The following is an 18,891-nucleotide window of genomic DNA, read 5'->3' on the forward strand; positions in this document are numbered from 1 at the left end:
AAACACCGGAATCCAGGGATCCCGGTGTTTTTTTAATACTTTATTTTAAATTTGCTGTCCACGCCCAGGGCGATAGGCTTCATGGAGTAGTCCTCCACACGTATAAAGTGGTTCCCCTTCCGGACGGCGGTCATAAATTTATGGATCAGGGCGTCCTCACCCTGAACCTCCATGTCCACCATGCCATTTTCCAGATTGCGGACCCAGCCGGTCAGTCCATAGCCCGCGGCAATGGACTGGACAAAATACCTGAAACCAACGCCCTGAACACGGCCCTCAACAATGATATAATAACGTTTCATAATTTCCTCCTCAGTTAATCGCGCTCCAGGCATGACCCAGAAGCGCTACGGCTGATTCAATTTCTTCCTCTGTAAAGCTGGCGTAACCCATGACAATGACGTTGCGCGGCATCCTGGCCTCGGGCTCAATATAATATTCTGACAGCCCATAAACCCGGATGCCAGCCGCCTTTGCATGTTCAACAAGGGCTTTCTCAGTGTAGGGAGGCTCAAATTTCAGCAGCAGGTGAAGACCAGCGTTTTCGCCTGTGATTTCTATTTTATCTGCCATGGGCAGACTGCGGATGCACGCCAGCATTTTATTCCGCCGCACCTTATAGATTTTACGCATCCGGCTCAGGTGGCGCTCAAAATGTCCGCCCTCCATAAACTGGTGCAGTGTGTGCTGCTCAAAGCGGGGAACGGTTGAGGAATAAAAGGAAAAATCCTCACAGTAACTGTGAAGCAGCCGCTCGGGCAGAATCATGTATGAGATACGCATGGAGGGCGCCAGGCTCCGGGTAAAGGTATTAAAGTAAATGACCTTATCCGCTGTGTCCAGCCCCTGCAGGGCAGGGATGGGTCGGCCGCTGAAACGAAATTCACTGTCATAGTCATCCTCAAGAATATAGCGATCCGGGGATTCCAGCGCCCATTTCAGCAGCGCCATGCGCCGGCCCACAGGCATGACGATGCCCAATGGAAACTGGTGCGATGGTGTCAGATGAAGGATTTCCGCCCCGGAATACTTCAGGCTTTCCACGGAAACACCGTCATCGTCCAAAGACATAAGGCTTACATCAGCCCCGTTGCTTTTAATGACCTTGTAGACCTTATTGTAATTGGGGTTCTCCACTGCGTAGCGGCTTTTCCGGCCGAGAAGCTGTACCGCGAGCCCCAGCAGATATTCTGACCCTGCGCCGATGATAATCTGCTCCGGTGTGCAGTTGACCCCGCGGTACTGGTGCACGTAGTCCGCGATGGCCTTTCTCAGGGGATAATACCCTCGGGGGTCTACCGCCCGCAGCAGATTGCGGTTTCGGTTGTGGAGGATTTCCCGTGAGATTTTTGCCCAGGTAGGAAAAGGAAAAAAGTTAGCGTCAACGGTATTGGTTTTAAAGTCATAAAGCCATTGCTCGCGGTCAGGTTTTTCAACGGCCTGAATAATTCCTTCAGGAGGGGTTTCTGGTATATCGGGCAGCATATCCTCCAAAACAGCCACATAATAGCCGCTCTTTGGCTTAGAGATGATATAACCCTCTGCGGCTAGCTGCTCATAGGCTGTGGCCACAGTATTCTGGCTGATTTTCAGATGGGCGGCGAGCTTTCGTTTTGAGGTCAGTTTTTCACCGGGCCGCAGCCTTCCGGTTTCGATTTCCTTCCGGATAAAGCTGTACAGCTGCTGGTACAGTGGAATTTCATGATCGGGGTTCAGAATAAAAGTCAGCATAATTCTCCAATCTGATACTATTAATTATTTTAAATCTGGTTATTGTGCAGGAGTCAGTTCTTAACTATAATAATACCCAAGCTTACAGATATCTGTCAATAAAAAATATAAATTGGAGAAAAATCATGTCAAATGAATTAAATAAAAACCTGGCCCAGAGGTTTAAAGGCGGGGTAATCATGGATGTCACCACACCGGAGGAAGCGAAAATCGCCCAGGAATGCGGTGCGGTAGCGGTTATGGCACTGGAACGTGTTCCCTCAGATATCAGAAAGGAGGGCGGTGTGGCCAGAATGAGCGACCCGAAGATGATTAAGGAAATTCAGGCGGCAGTGACCATCCCGGTCATGGCAAAGGTGCGGATTGGCCATATCGCTGAAGCGCAGATTCTTGAAGCGCTGGGAATTGACTATATTGATGAAAGCGAAGTCCTGACGCCTGCGGACGAGAGCTTTCACATTGACAAATCAGCCTTTAAGGTACCCTTTGTCTGCGGCGCGAGAAATCTCGGAGAGGCGCTGCGCCGCATCGGGGAGGGTGCTTCCATGATCCGTACAAAGGGTGAAGCAGGCACTGGCAACGTCGTGGAAGCCGTGCGCCACATGCGGACCATTCAGGCAGATATGCGCCAGGTGGCCGGAATGCGCAGAGAGGAGCTCATGGCCTATGCCAAGGAGATCAGTGCGCCATACGATCTGGTATGCGATGTCCACGAAACGGGCAGCCTGCCCGTGGTCAATTTTTCTGCCGGAGGCATTGCCACGCCGGCAGACGCAGCGCTGATGATGCAGCTAGGCAGTGAGGGTGTTTTTGTGGGATCAGGCATTTTCAAGTCAGAAAATCCTGAAAAGGTTGGAAAGGCCATTGTCCGGGCAACTGCCTGCTACAGCGACCCGGAAATTCTGGCAGAGGTCAGCGAGAATCTCGGAAAAGCCATGTCCGGCGTCGATTTGAAGGATTTGGGCGAGGAAGAGCGCTATGCAGGCCGGGGATGGTAAAAACCGCATATTGGGGGTTTGGCACTCCAGGGATCAGTGGAAGAGCATGACCATCGGCAGGCTGTTGTGGGTGTGTACTGCTGCTTCCTGAAGATGATTGAAGAGGCCGGATACCAGAGGTTCATTCCGGCATCCACTAAAAAAACGAACTGAGTTTTCAGTTCGTTTTTTATTGCTTTTATTATTCTGCGTCCACAACCTTAAATTTCTGCATCTTTTTCTTTGTCACCAGCTGGAGCAGGATCTGCAGCTCCTCAGGGGTAAAGTAGTAATGCTTGCCGCAGAAATCACAATTGACCTCAATGGTCTTGCCGTCGTCGATCATTTCCTGAAGGTCTTTTTCGCCAACACTGATGAGGGCCTTGGTGACACGTTCTCTGGAACAGTCACATTTGAACTGGGTAGGCAGACGGTCAATGATATTTACGCCGAAATCGCCCAGTATAATTTCCAGAATCTCTTCGGGGGTCTGGCCTTTTTCCAGGAGTGAAGTGACCGATTCAGCCTGACTTAATTTTTTTTCAAGCTGGTCGATGATTTCGTCAGAGGTGTAAGGCATCAGCTGAATGATAAAGCCGCCAGCCTGGTTGACCTCGGTTTCTTCCTTTAAGGTAAGGCCCAGTGCCACAGAGGTTGGAATCTGTTCAGAAAAAGCGTAATAATAAGTTAAATCCTCGGCGATTTCTCCGGTTACCAGCGGTGAGGTGCCCACATAGGGTTCCTTTAAACCGATATCCTTAATAATGCTTAAATTTCCATTCCCAATGACCTTTTCCGTTTCGAGCGGGTTTTCGCTTTTTACCTGGGGTTCAAAGACAAAGCCCTTGACGTCGGCCTTGCTGTTGGCTGTAACGGTAATGCCTCCGATGGGACCGTCGCCCTTGATCTGCAGGGTCAGTACTTCATCATCGTTTTTCATCATGCTTCCCATTAAGCTGCCGGCTGTCAGCAGGCGGCCGAGGGCTACGGTGGCAGCGGGGGAGGTGTTGTGTATTTTATGCGCATGGGCACAGAGCTCCCGGGTCGTCGCGGCATATGCGCGGATCTGGCCATCGGCAGCTGTGGCTCTTACAATATAATCAGACATTGTTTCTCCTTTCAGTTATCCACTTAAAAATAGTTTAACATTTCGTAAAAGAATCTTCAATTAAATGCTGATATTATTTATACCACAAAATTATAAAGATAAAAAGAATGTTGCAAAAATGTTGTGAAATTTACAGAAATGTGTTCATTAAGCTGGGAATGTGGTATAATATCTAGGTTCATTTTAGTCTTTTTTAAGGACAACAGGGATTTTAAAACTAATTCAAGGTGTATTATGTATAATAGAATTGGATATATATGCCTTGAAAAGGAAGGTATGAAAAAATGAAAACAAAGGCCATAACAGAGGGTGCAATGCTGTGTGCATTGGCGGTAATCATCGCTCTGTTTTCTTCTTATGTTCCCTTTTTACTGCTGCTTTTTTTCCTGATTCCAGTGCCAATGGTCATACTGGCGGAAAAACAGGGCTTTAAGGTGACACTTATCGCGGGCCTGGCGGCAACGCTGATTTTATTTATGTTTATGGATCCGCTTACAGCCGGGGGCTACGGTATCTATATGATTTTTGTGGGCTGTAGTCTTGGGTATATGTATTACAAGCGTAAGGATGGTTTTCTTAAACTTGCAGTTGCTTATGCGGGGGTTTTTGCAGCGATCATTCTCATTATCATTTTGCTGCAGGTTCTGACAGGACAGAATTTCGTCGCAATGCTTACGGAAACCATTGACACCTCGTCGGCGCAGGTAATGGATGTTTACCGATCTCTGGGCGCTTTTCCAGAGGATCAGCTGAGCCTTTTGCAGACAGCCGTCGACCAGATGAAGGAGACCATGAAAATGGTTATTCCACTGGCGTTTCTGATTTCGCCCTTCTTTATTGGCTGGGCGAATGTGTTGATTTCTGACACCATCTTGAAACGGATGCGTCTGCCAGTAAAGCCGCTTCCACAGCTCAGTAAATGGCGTCTGCCGAGATCCTTTAAGAATTTCCTCATTATGGTGGTCATTGTCCTTTTAGTCATTGACCTGGCGCATATTGATGCGATTCCGGCGGTCTACACCTATACGCTGATGATGATCATCTATCTTCTGTACTTTTTAATGGGGATATCCTTTGTATACTGGCTGATAAACCGCAAGCGGGCAAAGGAATCCATGGGCCTGAAGATTCTGATCGTCGTACTCTGTCTGTTTATACCGTATATTTCCTATATCATTTCCTTTGTAGGTGTTGCGGATATTTACATTGATGTACGAAAATTTATAGAAAATCGAGATGGTACAAACATATGAAAGAGAAGCAATCAATCGCGTCGAAGCTCTATTTAGTGATTTTTCTGCTGTCGCTGATTCTCCTGTTCTACAATATCCCCCTGGGGTGTCTGGGCGTTTTGCTCTGCGGCATCTGCTTCTGGCGTGACAGCCAGGAGGAAAAGCAGTCCAATCTGAGACTTCAGAAAGCCATTGAGACCATCTATGGCGATATTGACCGTTTAAACCAGGAGCGGATGTATGAGCTGCCGATTGCCCTGGTCATTGTCAATGAAGACGGACAAATCTGCTGGTATAATCAGTATTTTGACCGGAACTTTAAGAAGAAGGATACGACAGCCAACTTTTTCGGGAAAAAAATTCAGGAGGAACTGGGGATCGACCTCGAAACTCTGCTTAAGGAAAAGGAACAGGACTTTAATCACAGGGATATTGACTATACCATTGTGTCAAACAGCTTCAGCGACGGGGACGAAACTCTGATTCTGCTGCATTTTTTCGATGTCACTATCCAGAAAAAACAGCAGGAAATTTACAAGGAAAACGAACCGGTTTTCTGTTATATTTTAATCGACAACTATGACGATATCATCGAGCAGCTCCCCAGCCACGAGCGGTCTGCGGTTCTGAGCCAGATCGACCTGAAGATCAACGAATGGGCAAAGAAGGTCGGGGCTGTGATCATCCAGTATGAAAATGACCACTATTTAATGATTTTTGAAAAAGAAAAGCTGAGGGCCATGGAAGAAGAGCGTTTCCGTATTCTCGATGAAATCCGGGAGACAGAAACAGAAGAAAAATCCCAGGTGACCCTGAGTATCGGTATTGGTGTGTCTGATGAGCCGCTGGCCATCCGTGAGGCCGATGAGCTTTCCCACGCGGCGCTGGATATTGCCCTTGCCCGCGGCGGCGACCAGGCTGTTGTCAGACAGGATGAAAAAATGGCCTTTTATGGTGGAACCACTGAAGCCACGGAAAAACGAACCAAGGTGAAAGCCAGGGTAAAAGCCCACGGCCTCAGAGAGCTTATCCGCGAATCCGACAATGTCCTGATCATGGGGCATCAGACACCGGATATGGACTGCCTCGGCGCAGCAGTCGGCCTTCTGGGCGCCTGCAAGGCGCTCAATAAAACCGGTAAAATTGTCATCAAAGAGATTAACTACAGCATCAAGGAGCTGTTCCAGTACCTGATGGAAAACGACGAGTACCGGGATTCCTTTATCAAGCCAAAGGAAGCAGAGGACTACATTACACCCAATACCCTGCTGATCATTGTGGATACTCAGAACGCCAATTATCTCGAGGTTCCAGAGCTGATCGACCAAATCGAAAAGATTGTGGTCATTGACCATCACCGGCGTTCTGGAAAATTCATTGAAAAAACGGTGCTTAACTATACAGAGGCCTATGCCTCATCGACCTGTGAATTGATCACCGAGCTGCTTCAGTACCTTGATGAAAAGGAAAGTATGAACGAAACCGAGGCAAACGCCCTTATGGCAGGTATGTGTATGGACACAAAGATGTTCACCTTTAAAACAGGGGTACGTACCTTTGAGGCGGCCTCTTATCTCCGCCGTAAAGGTGCGGACACCATTATCGCCAAAACCATGCTACAGGATGACCTCGCAACCTATGCCACCCGGTCAGAAGCGGTGCGGAACGCGAAGATCTATTTTGACAGCATTGCCATTTCCCAGTTGGAAAACGAATCGGAATACGCCAAGATCATTGCTGCCCAGGCGGCGGATGAACTGTTAAATATCAAGGGAATCAACGCGTCCTTCATCCTGTTAAAAAGCGGCAGCGGGCTGGTTATCAGCGGCCGTTCCATGGGTGAGGTCAATGTTCAGCTGATCCTTGAAAAAATGGGCGGCGGCGGCCATCTGGCCATTGCAGGCGCCCAGCTTCCAGATATCAATGATCTGGATGTCGGAAAACAGATGCTGCTCAGTGCCATTGAAGAATATATGAAAGAGAGAGAAGAAAAATGAAAGTAGTTTTATTAGAAGATGTTCAAAATGTCGGCAAAGCCGGCGAAATTGTCAATGTTAAGGATGGCTACGGCCGTAACTTTTTGATTAAAACCAACAAGGGTCTTCCGGGAACAAAGGAAAATATTGCCAAGGCAGAGGAAGCCCAGGCTCTGAAAAAACAACAGATGGAAGAAGAACGCCAGGCTGCTGTGGCTTTGGCAAAGGTCATTGACGACACGACCATCACCATCGCTGAAAAAGCAGGGGAAGACGGAAAGCTTTTTGGCTCTGTCACCAGCAAGGATATTGCTGAAGCCCTGGAAGCCCAGAAAGAAATCAAAGTGGACAAACGCAAGATCGCTTTAAACGCGCCGGTCAGAAATGTCGGACGCATTGAGGTAAAGGTTAAAACCTATGCCGGCGTTGAAGGCAACCTGACAGTTGTGGTTGAAGCTGCAAAATAAATTTGGAAATCCGTGCCGATTTCCTGGGAAATTTTTTTGAAAAGGAGGTGAAATCAGGTGATTAACCCGAAGACTCCGCCCCATAACCTTGAAGCAGAGCAGTCGGTTCTCGGGGCGATTTTGCTGGAAGAATCCAATATTGCCAGGGCAGAGGAACTGCTGTCGCCGGACGACTTTTACAGTACCGCCAATGCCCGGATATTTGAGTGTATGCTGGCGCTGCATGATGAAAGACGGCCAATCGATACCGTAACTCTGATCAATATGCTTAAAAACCGGGGCGTTCTTGAAGAAATCGGCGGGCCGTCCTATATCGCGGGCTTGGTTGACCAGGTCCCCATGTATACAAACTATGAGGAATACTGTAAGATTGTTCAGGAAAAGTCGGTCATACGCAACCTGATTGACACCGCCACCGAAATCCTCAATGAAAGCTACGGCCAGTATGATGATGTGGAATCTGTCATTGAAAGTGCCGAGCAGAGTATTTTTAAGGTTTCGCAGGGAAAAAAACGCGGAGACTTTGAGCCTATCAGCGAAACCCTTGGTGAAACCCTGATGCAGATTGAGACCATTCAGCAGAACCAGGGGAATCTGACCGGCCTGACCACAGGCTTTTCAGAGCTTGATCTTTATACCTCTGGTCTGCAGAGGTCTGACCTGATCTTCGTGGCGGCGCGCCCCTCCATGGGTAAAACGGCCTTTGCCTTAAACCTGGCCCAGAACGCTGCCCTGAAGGAAAATGCCGCAGTCGCTATTTTCAGTCTTGAAATGTCCAAGGCCCAGCTGGTACAGCGTATGCTCTGCGCGGAATCCCTGGTCGACAGCAATAAGATCCGTACAGGGGAGCTTTCACCAGAGGATTGGGAGAGTATCTCCCTTGGCTATAGTCATCTATACAATACCAATATTTTTATTGACGACACCCCAGGGGTGACCCTGTCAGAGGTACGGTCAAAATGCCGCCGTCTCAAAACAGAAAAGGGACTGGATTTGATTCTTATCGACTACCTTCAGCTCATGAGCGGCAGGGGAAAAGCGGAGAACAGGCAGAATGAAATCTCGGAGATTTCAAGAGGTTTGAAGGGGCTTGCCCGTGAAATGGACTGCCCGCTGATCTGCCTGTCACAGCTCAGCCGTGCGCCGGATGCAAGGACAGACCATCATCCCATGCTTGCCGACCTCCGTGAATCCGGCTCCATCGAGCAGGATGCCGATGTGGTTATGTTTTTATACCGTGACTACTACTATAACAAAGAATCTGAGCCTCATATCGCCGAGCTCGATATTGCCAAGCAGCGTAATGGCCCGACCGGCCGCCTGAAGCTCGCATGGCTGCCTGAATACACCAAATTCAATGATCCTGCGCCTGATTTTTATGAGGACCCGGGGTACTAAATTTGGTGGTGCAGCGGGAATGGTGAGGCGGTTTTCAAGCTGCGGTACAATGGAAATCTGTGGTTATTGAATGGAGAATGGAAATTATTTTTTTATTGAAGGTTACCTTGGCGTTCAGGGTAAGAAGGGTTTCATATGAATAAGTATGATGTAATCATAATCGGCGCCGGCCCTGCCGGCATTTTTGCTGCGCTTGAGCTTAAAAAGGAAAAACCTGAGCTCAGTATTTTAATGCTGGAAAAGGGTAATGCCATCGAAAAACGGATTTGTCCAAAAAGGAAGACCGGCGTGTGTGTGGGATGTAAGCCCTGCAATATCACGACGGGGTTTGCCGGAGCGGGCGCTTACTCAGACGGGAAGCTCTCGCTGTCGCCGGATGTCGGCGGAGAGCTGCCGGATTATATCGGTTATGAAAAAACCGAAGAACTTATCGCCTATGTGGATGAGCATTATCTGCGTTTTGGGGCAGATCCCAAGGTACATGGTCTCGATAATCCGGAGAAAATCCGCGAGATAAGAACAAAGGCCATCCAGAGTAATCTAAAGCTTATCGAATGCCCCATACGCCACATGGGGACAGAGGTTGGCTACACCATCTATAAGCGCATTCAGGATCATTTGATCCATGATCTGGGAGTAGAAATCAAGTTCCGCGATCCGGTAAAAAGCCTGATCGTGGAGGATGGCGTGGCCGTTGGTGTGAACGCTGACGGCGAATACTACGCGGACAAAATTTTAGCCGGTGTAGGCCGTGAGGGTTCGGAATGGTTTAAAGCCATGTGCGACACCTACGGCGTAGACACCACAGTGGGCAAGGTGGATATCGGTATCCGGCTTGAAACCCGCAACGAAATCATGAAGGAAATTAACGATGCCCTTTATGAGGGTAAGCTGGTCTACTATACGCCAACCTTTGACGACGCAGTGCGGACCTTCTGCTCAAATCCCGGCGGAGTTGTTTCAACGGAATACTATGATGACAATCTGGCAGTGGTCAATGGCCACAGCTACAAATCAGACACTCTAAAAACAGACAACACCAATTTTGCGCTGTTGGTTTCCAAAGGCTTTACCGAGCCTTTTAACGCGCCCATCGCCTACGGCAAGCACATTGCCAGCCTTGGAAACATGCTGACCGGGAATAAGATTCTTGTGCAGCGCTACGGCGACTTTATCAGAGGCCGGAGAACCAACGAGGAAAGGCTTCACCGAAACAATATCCGACCGACTCTCAAGGATGCAGTGCCGGGAGACTTGTGTCTGGTGCTTCCGTACCGCATTATGAAGGATATCGACGAAATGATCCAGGCGCTGGACCATGTATCACCGGGTCTGGCCAGTGATGAGACCCTGCTTTACGGAGTAGAGGTCAAATTCTACTCCAACAAGGTGGCTGTGGATGAAAATTTTCAGACTAATATTAAAAACCTGTACGTGCTGGGCGACGGGGCTGGAATCACCCGCGGCCTGATGCAGGCCTCTGTCAACGGCGTCTATGTGGCGCGAAATTTGTTTGATTAAAAATGGAGAATGACATGCCGGGAAAACTATACATTGTCGGAACACCCATCGGTAATCTTGAGGATATTACGCTGAGGGCTCTCAGGATTTTGAAGGAAGTGGACGTGATTGCCGCGGAGGACACCCGACATACGGTCAAACTGCTCAATCATTTTGAGCTTAAGAAGCACCTGCTGGCCTATCATCAGCACAATGAGCAGAGCGGAAGTGAAAAGCTGCTGGAGCTTTTGGCAGAGGGTAAAGATATTGCCCTGGTCAGCGACGCGGGAATGCCCGTTATCTCTGACCCTGGCTCGGTTATTGTCAGCCGGTGTAATGAAGCTGGAATCCCGGTGGAGGTGGTACCCGGACCAAACGCCGGACTTTGCGCACTCGTGCTCTCAGGCATTGATGCCCGGGCCTTTACCTTTATGGGGTTTTTAGGAAAACAAAACAAAGAGATCCGCGGGGGTATTGAGAAAATAGCCGCCTCTGAAAATACGGTTATTCTCTACGAAACGCCCCACAGACTGGTGAAAACACTGGAAGCTATGGTTCAGGTCATTCCGGACCGAAAAATGAGTATTTCCAGGGAAATAACAAAAAAATATGAAGAGACCCGAATGGGCACAGTTCAGGAGCATCTGGACTGGTATTCTGAAAATCCACCCAAAGGTGAGTTTGTGCTGGTCATTGAAGGAGGCGATGGCCTTCCGTCAGACAGCCAGGATTTGACAGCCCTTTCTCTGGATGAGCACATGGCCCATTATGAAGACCAGGGCATGGGCGAAAAGGAAGCCATGAAGCAGGTGGCCAGAGACCGGGGCGTGAGCAAGCGGGATATCTATAATCTGATCAAACGGTAATTTGAAAACAATTGAAAATGGAAAATTATAGTACAAATCTGCCTCTGGCAGATTTGATTGGATGGGACTAAGTCGCTTTAGAGATCAGCATGAACGCCATGCTAAAGCAAGTTAGGGGCAGACATCTCGGGTATTTGCGGGCGTCGCTCTGCCACTTTTTAGTGCGGTGGCCGCCCTTTTAATCCCTTAAAAGAATTCGTTAATTTTCCATTGCCTTAAAAGTGCTTGCATTTTAAAAATATTTGGATATAATAGTATAGTAATAAATTGAATATGAACTGCGATGAAGAGAAGAGTACATTCGGAGGAAGCATACAGAGAACCGGGAAAGGTGAAAGCCGGCTGTGGACAAGGAATGGAAGATGGCCTCGGAGCATGCTTTGGTGAGGGCTGCCGCCTAAGCCAGGGCCGCGGAAAGCGTTAAAAACAAATAATAAACCCTGCCGGTTTATTAGCTGAGCCGTCTGCCGTGAGACAGGCGGAAAGTAAGGTGGTAACACGAGAGCTTCGTCCTTATATGGAGGGGCTCTCTTTATTTTTAGAAATTTTCAAGGAGGAAATATGATGGAAGAAAAGAAAACTTTTTATGTGACAACCCCGATTTATTATCCAAGCGGGGATTTACACATCGGCCATACCTACACCACCGTAGCCGCCGATACTCTGACCCGTTTTAAAAAGCTGACGGGCTACGATGCCTATTTTCTGACCGGTACCGATGAACACGGCCAGAAGATTCAAAAGGCTGCTGAGGAAAAGGGCGTCACCCCACAGGCCTATGTGGATGACGTGGTGGGAAGAATTAAAGAGCTGTGGAAGCTGATGAACATCAACTATGACCAGTTTATCCGTACCACAGACCCGGAACATGAGAAAACCATCCAGCAGATTTTTAAAAAGCTTTATGACCAGGGCGATATTTACAAAGGAAAATATGAAGGCTGGTACTGCACTCCCTGCGAATCCTTCTGGACGGAAAGCCAGCTGGTGGACGGCAACTGCCCGGACTGCGGACGTCCGGTTGAAAAAGCTTCCGAAGAGGCTTACTTCTTTAAGATGTCAAAATACGCAGACCGCTTACTTAAGTACATCGAAGACCATCCGGATTTTATTCAGCCGGAATCCCGGAAGAATGAAATGATCAACAATTTTATCAAGCCCGGCCTTCAGGATCTCTGCGTTTCCAGAACCTCCTTCAGCTGGGGCGTTCCGGTAACCTTTGACCCGGGGCATGTGGTGTATGTCTGGATCGACGCTCTGCCGAACTATATCTCGGCTCTTGGCTATCTGAATGACAAGCCGCAGCTCATGGATAAATACTGGCCCGCGAATGTGCATCTGGTCGGTAAGGACATCATCCGCTTTCATACCATCTATTGGCCGATTATTCTCATGGCACTGGACCTTCCGCTGCCGGAACACGTATACGGCCACGGATGGATTTTATTAAAGGGTGGAAAAATGTCCAAATCTGTAGGCAATGTTGTCGACCCGGTAGAGCTGGCTGAAAAATATGGCGTGGATGCACTGCGCTACCATGTGCTGCGTGAAATGACCTACGGCGCAGACGGTATTTATAACGAAGATCTGCTGGTCAGCCACATCAATTCTGACCTGGCCAATGACCTGGGCAATCTCCTGAGCCGGACAGTGGCCATGACCGTGAAATACTTTGACGGCGTGATTCCAGCTGAGCGTGAAAGCGGTGATTTTGACGCCGAGCTCATTGCTCTGGCAGAGGAAACTCCAGGTGTTGTGGAAGATTACATGAATAAGCTGGATTTCAGCCGCGCGCTGGAAGCGGTCTGGAAGCTGGTTTCCCGCACCAATAAATACATTGATGAGACACAGCCATGGGTTTTGATCAAAGATCCTGAAAAGAAAGCCCGTCTGGCAATGGTGATGTATAACCTGACAGAGTCTCTCAGAATAATTTCTGTACTCGTAAGCTCTGCAATGCCCGATACCGGCGTTAAGATTGCCGATGAACTTAAGGTACCAGAAGAACTCAGGACCTGGGAAAGTATCCAGTCCTTTGGAAAATACCCGGACGGCATCCAGGTAGAGCGCTGTGAACCAATCTTCCCGAGAATTGAAGTGAAGAAGGAAAAACAAGAACAGAAACAGCCGCCTAAAAAGGAAAAACAGGCCAAGAAGGAAGAAAAAGCCGCGGTGCCAGAAGGCCTGATCACCATCGATGATTTTGCCAAGGTTGAGATGAAAGTCGCAGAGGTCATCTCCTGCGAACAGCATCCTGACGCAGACCGCCTGCTGGTGTTCCAGCTGGATCTGGGAACAGAAAAGCGCCAGATTATCTCTGGAATCGCCAAATACTATAAGCCTGAAGACCTTGTGGGCAAAAAGGTTATTGTCTGTACAAATCTGAAGCCGGTCATGCTGAGGGGACTGGAGTCCAACGGGATGATTCTTTCCGCTGTTAAGGGGAAAAAGCTGAGTATTTTAACAGTCGACGGCGATGTAATCCCGGCTGGCGGCAAAGTAAGCTAAAAGGATAAAACTTAATTTCTATTGAAAATAACACAAAATCTTCTGTTTAATGATATAATAGTCAGAGAACAGGAGGTTTTTTTTGGATTCTGTAATCAATTTGACAACGAGTAAAAAAAGAATATTGGCAGCACTGGCGACAGTGGCGGTGCTGAGCCTGAGCCTGTCGCTCTGCTATCATATGATGGGGTTTGATGAACGTTACCTGAACACAGCGGGGCTGTGTGTGTTTATGATCGGTCTGGCTGTCTTTTCAAATATAGAGTGCAGGGAGCGTGCAGCGGCTCTGTGGAATGTGCTGCTGCTTGTCCTGACCTCAGCCTTTTCTTATACCATTTTCCAGATATTTCAGGAAGCACCCTTTGATACAGAGGGAATCCGCCTGTTTTTAAATCTGGCCTGCTGTATGGCAGTCTATGTTTTTTTATATATTTTAACAGGGCGGATGAGAGCATCCTTGATGGGCGGAGGAGTTCTTCTGTATATTTTTGGGTTGGCGGGCTACTTTGTCCGTCTGTTCAGAGGAGATACACTGCTCTATACGGATCTGTTTTCAGCGAAAACAGGACTTCAGGTCGCCTCAGCCTATCACTTTGAGCTCAGCGGCACGATTCTGCTGGCGGCGCTGGTTCTGGCAGCGCTGTTGTTTTGGGCCTTTAAAGCAGACAGACGCGTCCGGGATAAATATAAAAGCCGCAGGCTGCGCCTGAGGGCCTTTGCAGCCCTGACCATCACCTTTGGTTTGTTTTTCGAGACCAATGTGGAGCGGTATTACTATGCCTGGGATATGCCAGTTAACGGCTATCCTTATACCTTTACCGTCAATGCCAAGCTCTCACATGTCAGAGAGCCTGAAGGATATGATCTGGCATTTTTGGGTGAGAGCATCAAAAACGTACAGCAGCCCATGACCACAGGAGCTGTCGGCCGGGGCGGGACAACGGAAAAAGCCGCTGCCGGCCCTGGAATGAAAGACAGCCATAAGCCCAATATCATTGCTATTATGAATGAGTCTTTCAGTGACCTGCGGGCCGTGGGGGATTTTTCAACCAATATTGACTACATGCCTTTCATTGACAGTCTGAAGGAAAATACCATTAAAGGGAATCTCTACGTGTCGGTTTTCGGCGGTGGCACCTGTGACTCCGAATACGCTTTTCTGACAGGAAACACCACGGCTTATCTGCCGGAAAACGCGAGGCCCTATCAGCTTTATATCAAGGGTCCGGCTCCCGGGCTCACGTCGACGCTGAACCATGAGGGCTACAGCAGCTACGCCATCCACCCCGGAGAGCGTAACGCCTGGAACCGCGATAAGGTTTATCCAAATTTTGGATTTCAGCAGTTTTTTTCAGAAGAAGAATTTATGGAATCGCAGACAATCAGAGAAAAATGGGTCAGCGATACGGCTACCTATGACAAGGTCATTGAGCTTTATGAAAATAAAGGCGACAATCCGCTGTTTGTCTTTGATGTGACCATCCAGAACCATGCCGGTTACCAGCTGAATGCCGATGATCTGGAGCCTGTGCTTCTGGAGGGGATGGAGGGAAGTTATCCTGAAACTGAGCAGTATTTATCGCTGATGCGCAGCTCTGACGCGGCGTTTAAAAATCTGATCGACTATTTCAGCAGTCAGGATGAGCCCACGCTGGTGGTCATGTTTGGCGATCATCAGGCGTATATCGAGCAGGCTTTTTATGAAGAGCTCATGCAGAAGCCTCTGGACCAGTGGAGCACAGAGGAGCTGCAGAGGCGCTATGTCACCCCCTTTGTCATCTGGGCAAATTACGACATCCCAGAAGCTCAGGTGGATAAGCTGAGTGTAAACTATCTTTCCAGCCTGCTGCTTGCGCAGGCGGGTATCCAGGGGACACCCTACAATGATTATTTAATGAAGCTGTCCAAAACACTGCCGGTCATCAATACGGTAGGGATCATTGACAAGGAAGGGCAGTACTTCAGAAAGGGTGATCCGACCGTCCATGACCGTGAGGTTCTGGAGTATCAGCAGATACTCTACAATAACATGCTGGATACGGCGAGGCGGCGAAACGATTTGTTTTACCCGGCTTCAGACTTTTAACTAAAAAATCCCCGGATCATTTGATCCGGGGATTTTTACTTATTTTTTCAATTTAAAGCCGTCAGTCATCACCTTGATGACATCGCACACGATCTTGGACTGCTCGTCATCGAGCCCTTCCATTGCAGTGGACAGAAAGTGAATCCGGCTGGTAAAGGATTCGACGGGGAAATCGGTAAGAAGTGCGCTGACAGGAACCTCCAGTGCTTCGGAGATGGTGATGAGCGTTTCAAGTTTGGGCAGATGGGTGCCGCGTTCCAGCATGCTCAGATAATTCGGTGTAATATGAACACGTTCCGCGAGCTGGTACTGCGTCAGTTTTTTATCAAGACGGGCTTCACGAATATGCCTGCCAATAACTTTGTTATCCATTGTGATTAACTCCTCTGCGTGAGATTGGGGCAATAAAAAGACCCCGGCATAAACCAAGGCAGGGAGATTGCATTCAGTAAGTTTAATACCCGAGCAACCGGCTGTCGTTTCATCTTGAGATGAATTAGACCCTTGGCTTTGCGTCACTACCTTTCAGTAGTTTTGCCCTATTTCAAAATGATTCGGATGTATATTATTTACTATAACTCACAATGCGAATGAAGTCAATATTCAATTATAGTTTTGTCCAAGAATTTAAACAAATAATTCAGTGATTTGTTTTTTTGAAGTGGTCACACATTAGCTTGATCATTTCCTGAACCAAGACGAGCTGTTCATCTGTTAGGTTGTCAGACGGAACACAGAAAGAAGGATACAAATTTTTCCGAGACTCCGTTTGATCCTCCATCAGAAGGTCGTCCGCGGAAACAGACAGGACATTGGCCAGATTGATAAAGGTTTCCAGCCGGGGCAGCTGCGCGCCCCTTTCAATGATACTGAGGTAGGTGGGGGTAATACCGGCCTTTTTAGCCAGCTGGTTTTGTGTAAGATGGGCGTCTTTTCGGAACTGGCGAAGCCGCTGCCCGAGGTATTTAGTGTTCATCTGGAGTTCCTCCCGAGGGTTTGACAGTTATGACTGAAAATAAGGAATCTATAAATAATTTTCATAGTAACATATTTTCAAAAAAGGTTCAAGGATTTTCGAAATAATAGTTATAAAAATAGAATGAAAAGAGAAATGCCCTGTATTGTAAGAGAAAATTTAATAAAAAGTAGTTCGATAAAAAAAGACCGTGCCCGGAGCACAGTCTGAAAAAACTTATAAATTTTTTAGGGTATCAATGTATTCCTGCCTGTCGCGGCTTCCCACGAAACGCTCGACTTCACTGCCGTCCTTTAAAAATACACAGGTCGGGATACTCATGACATGAAACTGTCTGGCCAGATCGGTATTTTCATCCACGTTCAGCTTACAGATCTTGGCGGTTGCAGGGACTTCGCCGGCGATTTCTTCGATGATCGGAAGAAGAGCCTTGCAGGGGCCACACCATTCAGCCCAAAAATCGACCATGACAGGGCCTTCCGTATAGTTTAGCACTTCCGCTTCAAAGTTAGTCATATCGACAGAGATGATATTTGCCATCTTTTTCACTCCTTGAATTTTTTTACAGTGATTATCATATCAATAATCCATCTAAAAATAAAGGGGAAAAATCCGGATTTTATGATAAAATAAATCCATGAAAAAACGAATTTTATATACAAGATTACAAGAACTGAGTGACAGAGGGACTTTGCGCTTTCATATGCCAGGGCACAAGGGAAAAATTTGCTTTGATAATGAGAACTGGGCAACCCTGGATACAACAGAAGTGCCTGGGGCGGATAACCTGCATGATCCCTCCGATATTCTTTTAAGGGTTCAGGAAAAACTGGCAGAGGCTTATGGATCAGAGGAGTCCTGCATACTGGTGGGCGGTACCACAGCCGGCATACAGAGCGCCGTCATGGGTGTGTGCAGAGAGGGCGACAGCCTCCTGGTGCCGCTGAACTGTCACCGCTCTGTTTACGCGGGGCTTGCTTTGGGCAGGGTAAAGGGTGTTTATTTTGAACCGGAATACGATGCTTGGCTGGGCTTTGGAAAACGCATTACTCCGGAGCAGGTAGAGAAAAAGCTGCAGGAGCATCCAGAGGTGAAGGGGATGATCCTGGTCAATCCCACCTATTACGGCACTGTCAGTGATGTGGCCGCCATAGCGGAGCTGCTTCACAAAAAGGGAAAGGTGCTGATCGTGGATGAAGCTCACGGAGCGCATCTGAAATTTTGTGCTGCGCTGCCGCCGGACGCGGTGAGCTGCGGGGCAGATATAGTTATCCAGAGCACACACAAGCTTTTAGGGGCTTTTACCCAGAGCTCCCTGCTGCATATGCAGGGAACATTGGTGGAAAGAAGCCGTGTCAAAAAGTTTTTGGCCATGCTTCAATCTTCAAGCCCCAGCTATCTTCTGATGATGAGTGTGGAAAACGCTGTGGATGAAGCCTGTGAAAAGGGAGAAGCCGTTTTTCAGGCAATCGCAGAGCGTTGGGATTATTACCGGAAACAGGTGGGAGCAGGTGACTGCATCGCCCTGTACACTCCGGGAGAAGAGCAGCTCTACGATAAAAGCAAATGGTTGCTAATGGTGAAGGACGGACAGGGAACGGCTGCTGAAAGGCGGCTGCTTACAGAGTTTAACATCCAGTGTGAGATGTCTGGTTTTAATTATGTGCTGGCCATGACAGGAATCGGAACTACCGTTGACGAACTGGACCGGCTGATGGCAGCAGTGGCAGATATGAACAGAGACTGCCCGGAGGTCACAGAGCTGCCACAGGTCGGATTTGTCAGTCTCTGGAAGCACGAGGAGAAATATCCGCTTTGGCAGGCGCTCTGCAATATGGAAACTGGGAGAATGCCTCTGGCGGATGCTGCAGGCAGAGCGGCGGCGGGCTTTGTTATCCCGTATCCTCCGGGAATACCAGTGCTGCTGCCGGGAAGCCTGGTCACAGAGGAAACTGCCGCAGAGCTGCTCAGGCGGCAGAGAAATGGCGAGGCCGTTGTGGGAATCGACAGTGAGGGAAGGATTGAGGTCATTCTCAATTCTTCGTTTTAATGCATGGGTCGTTATG

The 18,891-nt window shown here is 48.3% G+C and carries 16 protein-coding genes and 1 riboswitch; of the genes, 10 read left to right on the forward strand and 6 right to left on the reverse strand.

The features are described from left to right. Positions 1-32: 32 nt before the first annotated feature. Together BUC22_RS11115 and pdxR are read right to left on the reverse strand one after the other, a co-directional pair. Positions 33-305 carry an acylphosphatase gene (locus BUC22_RS11115; RefSeq protein ID WP_176731165.1) on the reverse strand — a complete coding sequence of 91 codons (273 nt, stop codon included), beginning with the start codon at positions 303-305 and terminating at the stop codon, positions 33-35. A 7-nt stretch (positions 306-312) separates the two neighbouring features. Then, positions 313-1,731 (reverse strand): MocR-like pyridoxine biosynthesis transcription factor PdxR, encoded by a 1,419-nt coding sequence (gene pdxR / locus BUC22_RS11120; RefSeq protein WP_013382822.1) that lies wholly within the window; start codon positions 1,729-1,731, stop codon positions 313-315. A 125-nt stretch (positions 1,732-1,856) separates the two neighbouring features. On the opposite strand from pdxR, the gene pdxS reads away from it, so the two are divergent. Further along, positions 1,857-2,729, forward strand: coding sequence for a pyridoxal 5'-phosphate synthase lyase subunit PdxS (gene pdxS, locus BUC22_RS11125; RefSeq protein ID WP_013382821.1), 873 nt, complete (start codon positions 1,857-1,859; stop codon positions 2,727-2,729). 181 nt (positions 2,730-2,910) lie between these two features. Here pdxS and hslO read toward each other — a convergent pair whose 3' ends face one another. After that, positions 2,911-3,816, reverse strand: a complete 906-nt coding sequence (hslO, locus tag BUC22_RS11130) for an Hsp33 family molecular chaperone HslO (RefSeq protein ID WP_013382819.1) — start codon at positions 3,814-3,816, stop codon at positions 2,911-2,913. 284 nt (positions 3,817-4,100) lie between these two features. Between hslO and BUC22_RS11135 the strand changes: the two genes are divergently transcribed. The 8 genes from BUC22_RS11135 to BUC22_RS11170 all read left to right on the forward strand — a co-directional run bounded on the left by BUC22_RS11135 (position 4,101) and on the right by BUC22_RS11170 (position 15,849). Next, positions 4,101-5,069 carry a YybS family protein gene (locus tag BUC22_RS11135; RefSeq protein ID WP_013382818.1) on the forward strand — a complete coding sequence of 323 codons (969 nt, stop codon included), beginning with the start codon at positions 4,101-4,103 and terminating at the stop codon, positions 5,067-5,069. Beyond that, complete coding sequence (locus tag BUC22_RS11140; protein ID WP_013382817.1) at positions 5,066-7,045, forward strand: DHH family phosphoesterase; 1,980 nt, start codon at positions 5,066-5,068, stop codon at positions 7,043-7,045. The genes BUC22_RS11135 and BUC22_RS11140 overlap by 4 nt, the downstream gene beginning before the upstream one ends. Continuing rightward, positions 7,042-7,491 (forward strand): 50S ribosomal protein L9, encoded by a 450-nt coding sequence (gene rplI, locus BUC22_RS11145; RefSeq protein WP_013382816.1) that lies wholly within the window; start codon positions 7,042-7,044, stop codon positions 7,489-7,491. Before BUC22_RS11140 ends, rplI begins: the two co-directional genes overlap by 4 nt. Positions 7,492-7,548: 57 nt before the next feature. Further along, positions 7,549-8,889: a replicative DNA helicase gene (gene dnaB, locus BUC22_RS11150; protein WP_013382815.1), complete on the forward strand. Its 1,341-nt coding sequence runs from the start codon at positions 7,549-7,551 to the stop codon at positions 8,887-8,889. A gap of 135 nt (positions 8,890-9,024) precedes the next feature. Then, positions 9,025-10,410 (forward strand): NAD(P)/FAD-dependent oxidoreductase, encoded by a 1,386-nt coding sequence (locus BUC22_RS11155; RefSeq protein WP_013382814.1) that lies wholly within the window; start codon positions 9,025-9,027, stop codon positions 10,408-10,410. Between the two features lie 14 nt (positions 10,411-10,424). Next, the gene (gene rsmI / locus BUC22_RS11160) at positions 10,425-11,255 is read left to right on the forward strand and encodes a 16S rRNA (cytidine(1402)-2'-O)-methyltransferase (RefSeq protein ID WP_013382813.1); all 831 of its coding nucleotides are present in this window, start codon (positions 10,425-10,427) and stop codon (positions 11,253-11,255) included. A 564-nt stretch (positions 11,256-11,819) separates the two neighbouring features. Next, positions 11,820-13,763: a methionine--tRNA ligase gene (metG, locus tag BUC22_RS11165; protein WP_070081185.1), complete on the forward strand. Its 1,944-nt coding sequence runs from the start codon at positions 11,820-11,822 to the stop codon at positions 13,761-13,763. An 82-nt stretch (positions 13,764-13,845) separates the two neighbouring features. Next, positions 13,846-15,849: an LTA synthase family protein gene (locus BUC22_RS11170; protein ID WP_013382810.1), complete on the forward strand. Its 2,004-nt coding sequence runs from the start codon at positions 13,846-13,848 to the stop codon at positions 15,847-15,849. 39 nt (positions 15,850-15,888) lie between these two features. Here BUC22_RS11170 and BUC22_RS11175 read toward each other — a convergent pair whose 3' ends face one another. The 3 genes from BUC22_RS11175 to trxA form a co-directional block, all read right to left on the reverse strand. Continuing rightward, positions 15,889-16,221, reverse strand: coding sequence for a helix-turn-helix domain-containing protein (locus BUC22_RS11175; RefSeq protein ID WP_013382809.1), 333 nt, complete (start codon positions 16,219-16,221; stop codon positions 15,889-15,891). A gap of 89 nt (positions 16,222-16,310) precedes the next feature. Further along, positions 16,311-16,398, reverse strand: a riboswitch (cyclic di-GMP riboswitch). Between the two features lie 91 nt (positions 16,399-16,489). Beyond that, the gene (locus tag BUC22_RS11180; RefSeq protein WP_013382808.1) at positions 16,490-16,825 is read right to left on the reverse strand and encodes a helix-turn-helix domain-containing protein; all 336 of its coding nucleotides are present in this window, start codon (positions 16,823-16,825) and stop codon (positions 16,490-16,492) included. A gap of 216 nt (positions 16,826-17,041) precedes the next feature. Continuing rightward, positions 17,042-17,365 (reverse strand): thioredoxin, encoded by a 324-nt coding sequence (gene trxA / locus BUC22_RS11185; RefSeq protein ID WP_013382807.1) that lies wholly within the window; start codon positions 17,363-17,365, stop codon positions 17,042-17,044. 97 nt (positions 17,366-17,462) lie between these two features. On the opposite strand from trxA, the gene BUC22_RS11190 reads away from it, so the two are divergent. Beyond that, complete coding sequence (locus BUC22_RS11190; protein WP_073382887.1) at positions 17,463-18,875, forward strand: aminotransferase class I/II-fold pyridoxal phosphate-dependent enzyme; 1,413 nt, start codon at positions 17,463-17,465, stop codon at positions 18,873-18,875. Positions 18,876-18,891: the final 16 nt, after the last annotated feature.

The organism is Eubacterium callanderi (assembly GCF_900142645.1).
Classification (GTDB): Bacteria; Bacillota; Clostridia; order Eubacteriales; family Eubacteriaceae; genus Eubacterium; species Eubacterium callanderi.